The sequence below is a fragment of the Eubacterium maltosivorans genome (genome assembly GCF_002441855.2).
Taxonomy (GTDB): Bacteria; Bacillota; Clostridia; order Eubacteriales; family Eubacteriaceae; genus Eubacterium; species Eubacterium maltosivorans.
The window spans coordinates 1,768,915-1,781,244 of sequence record NZ_CP029487.1; the positions used below are offsets into that span (position 1 = coordinate 1,768,915).

Annotated in this window: 9 protein-coding genes; all 9 read right to left on the reverse strand. The window is 43.4% G+C overall.

Annotation, left to right across the window (positions count from 1 at the left end; genetic code table 11):
• Window positions 1–1,282: 1,282 nt before the first annotated feature.
• Complete coding sequence (locus CPZ25_RS08490) at window positions 1,283–2,950, reverse strand: hypothetical protein (RefSeq protein ID WP_096920189.1); 1,668 nt, start codon at window positions 2,948–2,950, stop codon at window positions 1,283–1,285.
• A 101-nt stretch (window positions 2,951–3,051) separates the two neighbouring features.
• On the reverse strand, window positions 3,052–3,702 hold the full coding sequence (locus CPZ25_RS08495) for a hypothetical protein (protein ID WP_096920190.1): 651 nt from the start codon (window positions 3,700–3,702) through the stop codon (window positions 3,052–3,054).
• Window positions 3,703–3,719: 17 nt separating this feature from the next.
• The gene (locus tag CPZ25_RS08500; protein WP_096920191.1) at window positions 3,720–4,691 is read right to left on the reverse strand and encodes a tyrosine-type recombinase/integrase; all 972 of its coding nucleotides are present in this window, start codon (window positions 4,689–4,691) and stop codon (window positions 3,720–3,722) included.
• 172 nt (window positions 4,692–4,863) lie between these two features.
• On the reverse strand, window positions 4,864–6,402 hold the full coding sequence (gene guaA, locus CPZ25_RS08505) for a glutamine-hydrolyzing GMP synthase (RefSeq protein WP_058693678.1): 1,539 nt from the start codon (window positions 6,400–6,402) through the stop codon (window positions 4,864–4,866).
• 87 nt (window positions 6,403–6,489) lie between these two features.
• Window positions 6,490–6,861, reverse strand: a complete 372-nt coding sequence (locus tag CPZ25_RS08510) for a YccF domain-containing protein (protein ID WP_096920192.1) — start codon at window positions 6,859–6,861, stop codon at window positions 6,490–6,492.
• Window positions 6,862–6,868: 7 nt separating this feature from the next.
• Window positions 6,869–8,293, reverse strand: a complete 1,425-nt coding sequence (gene lpdA / locus CPZ25_RS08515; RefSeq protein WP_058693676.1) for a dihydrolipoyl dehydrogenase — start codon at window positions 8,291–8,293, stop codon at window positions 6,869–6,871.
• A 25-nt stretch (window positions 8,294–8,318) separates the two neighbouring features.
• Entirely contained in the window at window positions 8,319–10,166 is a 1,848-nt protein-coding gene (locus tag CPZ25_RS08520) for a 2-oxo acid dehydrogenase subunit E2 (protein WP_096920193.1), read from the reverse strand.
• 19 nt (window positions 10,167–10,185) lie between these two features.
• The gene (locus CPZ25_RS08525) at window positions 10,186–11,175 is read right to left on the reverse strand and encodes an alpha-ketoacid dehydrogenase subunit beta (RefSeq protein WP_471721663.1); all 990 of its coding nucleotides are present in this window, start codon (window positions 11,173–11,175) and stop codon (window positions 10,186–10,188) included.
• An 18-nt stretch (window positions 11,176–11,193) separates the two neighbouring features.
• Window positions 11,194–12,156, reverse strand: coding sequence for a thiamine pyrophosphate-dependent dehydrogenase E1 component subunit alpha (locus CPZ25_RS08530; RefSeq protein ID WP_082669216.1), 963 nt, complete (start codon window positions 12,154–12,156; stop codon window positions 11,194–11,196).
• Between the last annotated feature and the right edge of the window lie 174 nt (window positions 12,157–12,330).

Sequence of the window (12,330 nt, forward strand, 5' to 3'; positions counted from 1 at the left end):
AGTCCGTTACTTCTCAAAAAAGGTCAGCTCAATTTTCAGCACACCCCCTAATGAAAGATAAAAACAAATCCACGCAAGGCTATCATTGACCATGTGGACGAAGAAGACGCCCTGAAATGGGGCATCCTTTACCAAGCGTCCGAAATTCGGACGGCTGATGTCTGGGAAGATTATTCGCTGTTTTTAGTGAATAATACAAGGCAACGTGGTAAGCCTAAAAAGGCACGTACTTATTCTATAACGTTCGAAAAACGGACGGTTGGAATTGAGGACAAAAGACTATTTTAGTTGCGTCGAAAAATCGACGAAACCTCATAGACGAAGAAGAAAAAGACTTTTCGGGATTTTCCCCGTAAAACCTCAAAATGGCGGTTGATTTCATGACGGATTATAAAAATGTCACCCAATGTAAGGCGATAAAGGTAGACCATGTAAAGAGCTTAGGACGAAATTCGTACGAAGGAAATTGATTGATGTAAATTACATTGACTTTATTTGGTATAATTATACCATTTTATTTAATGTTTTGCAATCGTTTTAATTCAATGATACTCTTTTCCATTAAAGAACAAACTCCATATCTTAACAACAAAAATAACGACCCTTGTTCACTATCACCATTAGTGTAAGAGTCGTTATAATCCGCAAGAGATAATTCCAAAAATCCTTTCACCTTTATTATATCACGTTTATTTTATGCTTTCAATTCCATTATTTTTTCTTTTGTCGGCCTTAAAACCATACTGGATTCTAGACAGCGTAAGCGGTCTAAATCCTGTAAAATATTTATGTTCTGTGATTGACTGATTAGGTGAAGCGTGAATAAATCGTTAGATTTATGCTAAGCGTACATAATCAGGAATGAAACAGGGCATAAATATAAATACCTGGACAAGGACAATACTTTCTTCATGTATTTTTCATAATAAATAATTTCTCTATAATATGTCATTCTTTTTTAACAGTGGATTCAATTAAAGTATCTCTTATGGTCTGTCCTCTAATAAAAATCCCACTCGTTGCACTCGTGTGCTTTATTCGCTTTGTTTTCCTGTCGGAAAATGCAAAGCTCATATTGTAGGCCAAACAAGAGAAAAAATAGATTATTTATCTAGCGATATATTTTCATTAACTTACAATAATTGTTTCACTTATTTTCATTTGTACAATTTTATTTATATATATAGAAAGAATTTATTTTTTGTACACTTTTTATTGTTTAAGGCAATATAACTTATTACCCCCTATAAAAGGGCTTACCATGATATAATATCCGGCATCATTATTTTGTACTGTCTTTTTTTATAAGTCGATAGTTGCCCTCTCTTATTCTGTCTGCTTTGTAGGGAAGGTCATTATTTTTAAAAATAGGATTTAAATTCTTACCGTCAATCTTACCTTGACTTAATTCATTTAGCTGTTGTGTGACTTCTTCTTGTTTAAAAGATTCCTGGCTGTCAACCAATGTGTCTAAATAGTCTATGATTTCTATCTGTTCTTGTTGTGTGCATAAATGAAAGACGGCATTTTTATTTCTATCTTTATCGGGCTGAATAACATGAATGTTGTCACAATTCGTTAAATTTTTGATATAGGCTTGAATATCTTTTTGACATTCTAGTTTTTCAATGATACGATGGATTTCATATTTCAGTGCTATGTCTGAATGTTCAAATTCTCCATCTTTTTCTATAATGCCGTAAATACCCTTTAAATTGCTTTTGTCTAGGATACCATTTTGATAATCTTTGATATATTCATGGTTCTTTTCTGTCAGGCATGTTATTAGCTTTTTATAGACTGTCTTGTGGTCTGTCTCTCCATCAATGGTCTGTACTGACTGAATAAGTTCATCCCTTGTCTGTACGCTTAAAGAGTCAAGTGTTTCTTTGTCGGTTAAGACATCTCCTGAATATAATGTAATAGACAAGTTTATTAGTCTTTCTTCTCTATCCGTTAGTTTCGGTGCTACAATATGTAATGTTGGTTTTGATTGTCTGGCTCTGGCAAGGAATTGTTTAATCATGGTAAAATCACCCATTCTATAATTATTGTGCAATATACAGTAAAGGTCTGTAATATTTTCATTGACAAATGTTATTCCAGAATCTACCCACGATGTGGCTAACAATATATTATATTGGTTGATTTCTCCTGTCTCCACAAGGTCTTGAAACTGTTTAAAATGCTCTGTGTCTTGTAGGGTTCTATTTTTTGATGTAATGCCGATTGTCTTAATGTTATAGACTTCTTTAAGTTCCTTTTCTATTTTTTCAATGGCTTTTGTATCGTTTACGAGCGCAATTTGTAAATGTGTTTCTTTATAATTTTTAATGAGTTCTTTCTTTAGATGATCTTCACTGTACATTGTCCAGATATTTACTTTTTCAAGATAGTTCATTTCCTTTTCTACCTCAATACATAAATCAATCTTGTTATACAATTCTGTTTTTTCTAAACAATAAAACAATTCAGGCGTTGCGGTTGTCATAATGGCCGCGTTCCCGTTCTTAAGATAGGTTTCAATGGCCTTTATAACAGGGTGTGTCTGTTCTTGATATGCAAATGTGGCATACTGTACAATCTTATGCGGTTCATCCACATATACAAGTATGTTTTTATTGATGTCGTCATTCTGTTTTGTTTCTAACCCAGAAGTCACGAATGTTTGAGAACTAACTTCTGATTCATCTAAAAAAATATCGCCTTGTTCTGCGATGATCTGTGTTTGACGATTTTGCTTAGATAAAGCTGTTGTAGGATTAATAATTTTTATATCTTCACAAACTCCTTTTATCCTTAAACTGCTGATATAATGACTTTTCCCTGTGCCTTGCGGGGCAATAAAGAAAATGACTTGATGTGCTTTAATGGCGTTTTCAATTATTTGTGTTAAGATGTTATCTTGACCAATGTATTTTTTTGTAAGGGTGTGTTTGATGTATTCCATAAATGACCACCTTTTTTTCTGTCATTATATCAGATTTAATCTGTTATGTACAAAAGGGTGTACCAATTTGTTACACCCTTTTGTAATGTCTTTTTATGTGCTTAGCCGTGTAATTCTTTCCATATGGTTTCATATTTATATGCTTTTGTCTCTTGAATATAGTCCGGCGCTGGGAATAGCTCTAAAGTATCGGCTAGACAATTATGTTTTCCAATGTCGTTACCTGTTACAAGCCCTGCATCGCAGTCTTGAACCATTGTTTTTTTATATGCCCGCTTTCTTTGTTCGGGTGTGATATCATCCTCTAACAAGCAAAGAAATTCAATCAAATAATAATATTGTGCATGGTCATAAATGCTTTCAAAAATAACTTCACTGTCTATTAACTGGTCATCATATAAATAATCAAGAAAAGATTGAAAGCTTTTGTTTCTCCATGGGCTTAATTGTTTATTTCTGTATTGTTCAGCATATAAGAACATCTCTCTTGTATATCTTGAAAATTGATAGCTAACATCTTCATTCAGGTTTTCCTTAATGCCTTTTTTGTCTCGTTCTTGTTCTATTTCTTCTTCATCTAATGGGATGATACTGTAAAGCGGTGACATAACGATTTGCGCGGTTTCTCTGTTTATTCTACCGATTGATATTAAGTGCATTAGGTTCAATGCAGTGCTATAGGCGGTGTCACTGACGCGCATATCAATTTCTTTCTGCGTCAATGGATGTGTGGTATTGAATAGTGTTGTCATTTTCTTTCTCCCTGTTTTTATTTAACATTGTACCTTTTAAATTGATGTTTTGATTTTATTTTTATATCCTCTAAAGGGCTTATATCATCTACAATATTAACAATATCCGAAATATCAAAACTATAATAGTGATCTAACATTTTCATTGTTTTATGCCCTGTAATGCGTTTAAGTAGTAAGGGTGGTACCCCTTTTCTTACGCTCATTGTTATAAACGTATGTCTAAATAAATGAACCGATGTTTTATTGACACCCCTGTTTTTACAGTATTTTCTAACGCTGTCTTGTAACGTCGTTCGTGCTAATGGTTCGCCAAAGATATTACAAAAAAGAGGTTCTCCCATCTTTCCATTTCTAATATCTAAATATTCTTGAAGCACTAAATATAAAGAAGAGCTAACAGGCAATAATCTACCTTCCCTGTTTTTTGTGTGATCAAGAATAATGATTTGATTTTTCAGATCTACGTTCTTTATTTTAAGCTCTCTTAGCTCTTTTGACCTTATGCCTGTACCAACTAAAGTATTGATAATCACCCATGTTCTATATAGTGAAAAAGATTTTGTTTTTGGGCGTTTAAGTAATTTTTCAAGTTCGTCAATTGTATAAATTTCTTTTATTTCTTCTTGCTCTATTACTCGATTAAAAACAATCGTTTCCTTAATATAGCCTTTTTCTATGCCAAAATGTATAACAGGGGAGATTTTAAACTGATAAGAATTAACCGTTGTTGGCTTCAAACCAGTTTTATTTAAAGCCAAAACAAAATTATCAATGATTGCTTGTGTAATCTCATTGCAGTATAAATCTGTCTCTATTGCTTTAATAAAATACCGACATGCGTTCTCATATCCCTTAATTGTGACCTCTGCAATATTCCTTTTTTCACAGTCCTTTCTATAAAGAGATACAAGATCACTGTATCTTATATCTCGTTTTTCTGCAATTTGAACAAGTGGCTTGTTTGCTTTTTTCCATCCTTTTTTCATGTAAAACCCCTCTTAGAATTTAAAATAGCCGTGTACGATTACTAAACAGAAAAGTTCAGTTCATACACGGCTACTTCTATTAACAGGGATATATATTTTTTTTAAAAACTCTTAAGAATTGCTTAAATACTATGTTTAACCAAGATAACTCAACGCTATAAGTTGAATTTTTTTATTCCCACTCAATTGTTGATGGCGGCTTGCTTGTGATGTCGTACACAATACGGTTCACGTGGGGAACCTCATTGACGATACGGGTGGAGATGGACTCCAGCACATCGAAAGGGATTCTCGCCCAGTCGGAGGTCATGCCGTCAACCGAGGTAACGGCTCTCAGTCCAACAGTGTAATCGTAGGTTCGTTCATCACCCATGACACCGACGCTGCGGTTACCTGGGAGAACAGCAAAATATTGCCAGATTTCTTCATCCAGACCGGCCTTTGCAATTTCATCGCGGAAGACAAAATCAGCTTCGCGCAGCAGGTCAAGCTTTTCTTTAGTAACTTCGCCCATAACGCGGATGGCCAAACCCGGGCCCGGGAAAGGCTGGCGCCAAACTAAGTCATGGTCGAGTCCGAGTTCTTCGCCAAGCTCGCGGACTTCGTCCTTGAAAAGGTTGCGGAGAGGCTCGATAAGCTCAAAATCCACATCCTCTGGCAGGCCGCCGACATTGTGGTGGCTCTTGATCACCGCGGCATTTTTGGTGCCGCTTTCAATAACATCTGGGTAAATGGTGCCTTGGAGAAGATAGTCAATATTCTTAAGCTTGCTGGATTCTTCTTCAAAAACGCGGATAAACTCTTCGCCGATGATCTTCCGTTTGCATTCAGGATCATCTGCACCAGCCAGCTTATCGAGGAAGCGATCCTCGCAGTTTACGCGGATAAAATTCATTTTAAAACGGTTTTTAAAGATCTCCTCAACCTGATCGCCTTCATCTTTACGCAGGAGGCCATGGTCAACAAAGATACAGGTCAGCTGGTCGCCGATAGCACGATGTACCAGGGTGGAGGCGACGGAGGAATCCACGCCGCCGCTCAGGGCACAGAGCACTTTTTTATCTCCGACCTGTTCACGAATCGCTTTTGTCTGCTCTTCGATAAAATTTTCCATGGTCCATAAGCCCTGGCAGCCGCAGATATCATAAATGAAGTTGCGAAGGAGTTCTTTTCCATATTGGCTGTGCTCTACCTCTGGATGAAACTGCACAGCATACATTTTTCCATCTGTATTTTCCATGGCGGCTACCGGACAGGTCTCCGTGGTGGCTGTAATCTCAAAACCGTCAGGCACCTGGGCGATATAATTTGTATGACTCATCCAGACAATGGAGTCGTTCTTAACATCCTTGAACAGCAGGCTGTCCTTTTTTCCGATTTTCACAGCCTTTTTGCCATATTCTCGAATCTCGGCCGAGTCGGTGCTGCCCTCCAGCTGCTGGGCCATAAGCTGGGCGCCATAGCAGATTCCCAACACGGGAATCCCCAATGTATAAATATCTGGGTTACACTTTGGAGCGCCCTCTTCGTGGACACTGGAAGGACCTCCTGTAAAGATGATCCCCTTTGGATTGATTTCTTTAATTCTTTCAATGGATACATCGTAGGGTACCACTTCAGAATAAACGCTTGCTTCACGCACCCGTCGGGCGATGAGCTGGTTATACTGGGCACCAAAATCGATGATCAGAATTGTTTCTCTCTCTGCCATTTTTCCTCCTTGATGAGTTAATGTATATAGTTTATCTGTTAATCGCGCTTTGTCAAGCCCTTTTCAGACAGTATTTTCTGGTAATCGTCAATCAATTGTAATAATTTCTGCGCCGAAGGGCATCAGTGCCAGCTTCATAAATTTAAAATGCTGAAGGCCAAAGGGAATGCCCACAATGGTGACGCAGTAGACAATGCCAAAGGCCAGTGACGCCAGCGCCAGCTCCCAGCCAAAAAAGATAATCCAGAGGATATTCACCAGAAAAGAGCCTGTACCCATTCCGCTGAAATCAATGTCCCGCCCAAAGGGCCAGAGCACAAAGCTCGCAAATTTAAAGGCCTGAAGGCCGAGGGGTATGCCAATGATGGTCACGCAGCAGATCAAACCTGAAATAGCCCATCCAAAGGCACAGATCAGGCCGCCAAACAGAAACCAGATGATGTTTCCCAGTGTTCTCATAGGCTTTTCAGGCTTCCTTCTTTGGCAAATGGATAGACATGCCAAAGGTATCCATAGCCGCCTCAAAAAGAGCTTCGGAGATGGTAGGATGCGGATAGATAATCCGGCACATATCCTCAATGGTTCCCTCCAGAGCCATAATGGTCTCAGCCTGGGTAATGAGCTCGGTGGCACCCGGACCAGCAACATGAATCCCCAGGATCTCGCCATATTTATCCTCGGTGATGACCTTGACGAAGCCCTGGTTTTCATCACGAATCAGGGCGCGGCCGCTGGCGCTCATGGGGAAGCTCCCCACTCTGACGTTTGAATAGGCTTCTCTCGCGGCTTCCTCTCGCATACCAACTGAGGCTACCTCTGGAAGAGTATACACACAAGACGGAATCAGGCTGTAATTCATTTTAGCAGGTCTGCCGCCAAACATGTTTTCGACAGCGCGCATGGCCATAGCGGACGCGCCGTGGGCCAAATGGGATTTAGCGGTCACGTCTCCAATGGCGTAAACGTCCGGTACAGAGGTTTCAAGGTAATCATTAACGTCTACCCAGCCGCGGTCAAGCTCAAGGTTCAGGCTGTCCAGCCCTTTTAAATTTGCGCAGCGCCCAGTAGCCATGAGAACATCGGCGCAGCAAAAGCTCTTCGGCTGTTCCTCATTGCGCATTTCAACCTCCAGATGGAAGTTGGACGCAGAATCCTTATAGATATCCCGAACAAAGGCGTTATAATGGATGGTAACGCCGTTTTTAACTAAGCTTTCCTCTACGCAGGCGGTTCCTTCCTTATCAAAGCCATTGATTAAGGTGCTGCCGTTTTGCAGCATGGTCACCTTAGTACCAAAAATGCTGAAAATAGTGGCAAACTCACAGCCTACCACGCCGCCCCCCACGATGATAAGCTCTTTAGGCAGATAAGGAAGGTTCAGGGCCTCGCGGTTGGTCAGCAGCCCTGGAATATCTTTAAACAAATCGGGAATTGCCGGATTGGAACCAGTGGCGATGATCAGCTTCTCCCAGCCAATGATCTCCTCGCTACCCTCCATATCGGTAATTTTAGCAGAATAGTCCGGAAAAACCTCGCCGGTTCCCTGGTACACGTCCACTCCATTGCTTTTCAGCAGCATTTTTATGCCATTACCCAGCCGGCGTACCTTTTCATCTTTATTTTTTATCATCTGCCCCATGTTGACGCTTGGCTGTGACATGACGACACCGCGCCTTGCCGCGCCGTCACAGGCCTTAATAATCTTCGCATTCTGAAGCATAAATTTAGTGGGAATACAGCCGACATTCAGACAGGTACCGCCCAGGCGGTCTTCCTCGATCACCGCGGCCTTTTTCCCAAGCTGGGCTGCCCGGATGGCTGCAGTATAGCCTCCGAATCCTCCTCCCAGTACCACCAGGTCATAATGTTTAAATTCTTTACTCTCACTCATTTTCTCTGACTCTTTCTATATGAATTTAGAATAGCAGCAGGGCCGGATTTTCCATATAGCTCTTGACGGTCTGGAGGAACTTGGCGCCTGCCATACCGTCCGCCACACGGTGATCCAGATTCAGGCTGATCTTCATTACAGACCTCGGAGTGGGCTCACCTTTAAAGATACGAACCCTGTCTACCACCTCGCCAACGCTTAAAATAGCGCTGTTTGGCTGGTTAATAATAGCGGTAAACTCCAGGATACCGTACATGCCTAAATTGGTTACTGTGAAGGTACTGTCTTTAAAATGGTCACCTGTCAGCTTTTTCGCCTTAACGAGTTTGAGCAGCTCGCTGCGTTTTTCGACCATCTCGGAAAAGCTTGCAGTATGAGCGTCGCGGATAACGGGAACGATCAGTCCGTCATCCATTCCCACAGCCATACCCAGGTTCACAAAATCGTGCAGTACAACGCCGTCCTCACACAGGCTGCTGTTGATATAGGGATGTTCCATTAAAGCTCTTGAAACGGAAACCAACAGGAAATCGGTATAGGTACAGCGGTAGCCTGTTTCCTTCTCGACCTTTTTGCTGATTTTCTTGCGCAGATCTTTAACCTCGGTCATATCGACTTCTGTGGTCAGAGTGATCACTGCGTTTTCAAGATTGCTCTTAACCATGCGGTCCGCAATAATTCTGCGTTTTGCCGGCATGGCTTCAAGCCTGCCCTTCACCAGTGGCTTCTCAGCGGCTTCTTCCACTTCCTCTGCCGCCGGGGTGGTGGGCTCAGGCACAGTGACGACAATGATTTCCTCTTCATCTTTGCTGTCTGGTGCTGGCGGCTCTTCCGTTTTTTCAGGCTGTGGCTCCGGTTCTGGCATTACCTCTTCTGGCGTTTCTGGTGTGGCTGTTTCTTTTTGAATCTCAGCCTCCTCGATCACGCTTTCATGGCGGCTCGCCTCTTCGGACATCGCTTTCAGGACATCTTCCTTCATGATACGCCCATCGGGCCCGCTGCCCTCGCCAATGCTGTGGATATCAATCTTTTCGACCGCCGCCATTTTTTCTGCCAGCGGTGACGCACTGAACGCATGTGGTGCTTCTTCCGCCGCTGTTTCCTCAGCTTTGGCAGCATTTTCCAGAACATCCTCATCGTGAGCTTCACTGCTCAGTTCGGCTTCAAGGCTTCCCATTCCGGCCACCAGATCCTCGAGGGTCATATCAAGTGCTCCGGTCATTCCCGGGTTTGGCTCTGCGGTAAAGACTTCTTCCGCCTTTTCAGTCATCTGGGCGCTTTCCTCTGGAGCTTCTGATTCCTCAATCTTTTCTTCCTCTGGTTCTGTAAAAACCTTCTGCTGCGGCACTTCGGTTTTCGCCACTTTTTGCGACATGTTCAGCAATGCTTCAATATCCTCTACCTGGATACGTCCCTTAGGGCCACTGCCGGTTACATTTGACAGATCAATTTTATGCTCTGCCGCCAAACGTCTGGCAGACGGTGTGGCGCGAATGGTTCTGCCCGCGCTTGAAAAGCCTTCGCGTGTGGAGCTGCGCATGGCCTTCAGCGCTGCGCGGTCCTCATCCGTGAGGCGGCCCGGGCTCTGCATATTATTAAGCGGCGAAACTGCCTGATGTTCCGGCACCTGTTCTCCTGCCTGACCGATACAGCCGATGACTGTAAATACCGGCAGCTCCACGCCTGTTTCATAGTAGCGCTTCAAAAGCACTCCACTGTCCTCAGCCTCAACCTCGATATTGACCTTATCGGTCATGAGCTCAAACAGCGGTTCGCCTTTTTTGACGGTATCTCCTTCGTTTTTATACCATGTCATAATGGTTCCGGACTGCATGTCCATTCCTAGCTTTGGTAAAATAATATCTGCTGCCATATTTGTAATCCCTTTCTATTTAATCGTCGCATCCGACTACCTGATAAACGGCATCCATAAGGTCTTCTATCTGTGGTACCACGGCGGCTTCCAGATTACGGTTGTATGGAATGGGCACATCCAGCCCTCCGAGACGGATAATGGGCGCGTCCATATAGTCAAAGCAGTCACTCTCTGCAATCCGGGCGGCAATCTCCCCGCCAACGCCGCCAGTCTTGGCAGCCTCGTGGGCAATGATCAGTCGGCCGGTCTTTCTGACGGATTCCATAATGGGCCCCATGTCCATGGGATAAAGCGTCATCGGATTGATAACCTCTACCTCAATGCCCTCCTCAGCCAGCTTTTCTGCCGCCTCCATGGCCTTTACAAGCAGCGTACCCCAGGCCACGATGGTGGCGTCTGTTCCCTGACGCTCCACAAAGGTCTCACCGATGGGTACCAGATAATTGTCATCGATGGGTACCATGCCCTTCATTTTGTAAAGAAGCTTATGCTCAATAAAACAAACCGGGTTGTTATCCCGGATCGCCGCTTTTAAGAGCCCTTTTGCCTGAGCCGGTGTGGATGGCGTAACCACCTTAAGCCCTGGCACATGGCACATCCACGCCTCCAGCGTCTGGCAGTGCTGTGCCGCCGCTCCCGTACCGGAGCCCGATGGCAGGCGCACGACCATGGGCACCTGGGCCTCACCGCCGAACATATAACGAAGCTTGGCCGCCTGATTCACTAAGGAATCCATCCCAAAGGAGATAAAATCCATAAACATCATTTCACAAATGGGACGAAGCCCTGTCACAGCCGCTCCCGCCGCTGCTCCCACAATCACCGACTCGGAGATGGGCGTATCCATAACACGCTCCTCACCAAACTCGTCGATCATGCCAACAGAGACACCAAATCCTCCGCCGTAGACACCGATATCCTCTCCCATAAAAATCACATCGTTGTCGCGCCGCATTTCCTCTGACATGGCCAGGCGGATTGCTTCGCGATAAGTCATTTCCTGCATTTTCATAAAAAGCACCTCCTAAGCGTATACGTCTTCCAGAACTGCGGTGACTGGCGGTTCAGGACTGTTTTTGGCAAATTCTACAGCGTCCTCAATACTTTGGTGCGCCGCTTCTTTTATCTGGGCCATCTGATCTGGAAGCATGACTTTGTCTTCCTCCAGATAGCGCTCAAAGCGGGTGATGGGGTCTTTCTTCCGCCATGCTTCCACTTCCTCCTTGCTGCGGTAAACCTGAGCGTCACTTTTGGAGTGGCCATTGTAGCGGTAGGTTTTACTTTCGATGAGCACAGGGCCCTTGCCGGAATGGGCGTACTGACGAGCCTTACGGACAATTTTATAAACCTCAATTATGTCGTTCCCATCAATGGTAAGCCCCGGAATACCGTAGGACGCCGCACGGTCCGAAATGTTTTCGATATTCATATGCTTTTCGATGGGGGTTGACATACCGTATAAATTGTTTTCAACATAAAAAATGACCGGCAGCTTCCAGACCGACGCCAAATTCAGGGATTCATGAAAGTTCCCCTCATTGGTTGATCCGTCGCCTGCAAAGCAGAGCACAATTTTGCCGGTTTTTTTGTATTTCTGGGTCAAGGCCGCGCCGCAGGACAGCGGGTAACCACCGCCGACCACGCCGTTCGCCCCGATATTTCCGGATTTTAAATCCGCAATATGCATGGAACCGCCCTTACCCTTACAGTAGCCGGTTTCCTTGCCTAAAAATTCAGCCATCATCAGCCTGACGTCAAGGCCAAAACCAATGGCCTGGGAGTGGCCGCGGTGCGTCAGCGACACAAGGTCTCCCTCGTCCAGAGCCAGACAGGCCCCAACGGCAGAGCCTTCCTGTCCCATGGACAGGTGCGTTGTCCCATGGACCTGCCCCCTTGAAAACAGCCAGGCTACCTTTTCCTCAAAGAAGCGGGCTTGGTTCATTCTATAGTACATTTTTGTTAATAATTCTTTATCAAATTCCATCATCGATAATCCTCCAAATCTTCGTATCTTTGATGTTCTAAGGCTGGGCAAATGTCCTATTTACCCATTATTATTATTTATTATATAATATTATAGCTTTTTTTGGCTTAAAAGGAAAGTATTAATTCCCTTCTGAAAAAAGAATGAAGCAGAAACACCTCTCTGAATTCTTCAAAT

What these genes read in the sequence shown, in the direction of transcription:
- CPZ25_RS08510 (WP_096920192.1), bottom strand. Translation starts at nt 6,861, where the DNA reads ATGAGAACACTGGGAAACATCATCTGGTTTCTGTTTGGCGGCCTGATC.
- CPZ25_RS08495 (WP_096920190.1), bottom strand. Translation starts at nt 3,702, where the DNA reads ATGACAACACTATTCAATACCACACATCCATTGACGCAGAAAGAAATT.
- CPZ25_RS08500 (WP_096920191.1), bottom strand. Translation starts at nt 4,691, where the DNA reads ATGAAAAAAGGATGGAAAAAAGCAAACAAGCCACTTGTTCAAATTGCA.
- CPZ25_RS08530 (WP_082669216.1), bottom strand. Translation starts at nt 12,156, where the DNA reads ATGATGGAATTTGATAAAGAATTATTAACAAAAATGTACTATAGAATG.
- CPZ25_RS08525 (WP_471721663.1), bottom strand. Translation starts at nt 11,175, where the DNA reads ATGCAGGAAATGACTTATCGCGAAGCAATCCGCCTGGCCATGTCAGAG.
- CPZ25_RS08490 (WP_096920189.1), bottom strand. Translation starts at nt 2,950, where the DNA reads ATGGAATACATCAAACACACCCTTACAAAAAAATACATTGGTCAAGAT.
- CPZ25_RS08520 (WP_096920193.1), bottom strand. Translation starts at nt 10,166, where the DNA reads ATGGCAGCAGATATTATTTTACCAAAGCTAGGAATGGACATGCAGTCC.
- guaA (WP_058693678.1), bottom strand. Translation starts at nt 6,402, where the DNA reads ATGGCAGAGAGAGAAACAATTCTGATCATCGATTTTGGTGCCCAGTAT.
- lpdA (WP_058693676.1), bottom strand. Translation starts at nt 8,293, where the DNA reads ATGAGTGAGAGTAAAGAATTTAAACATTATGACCTGGTGGTACTGGGA.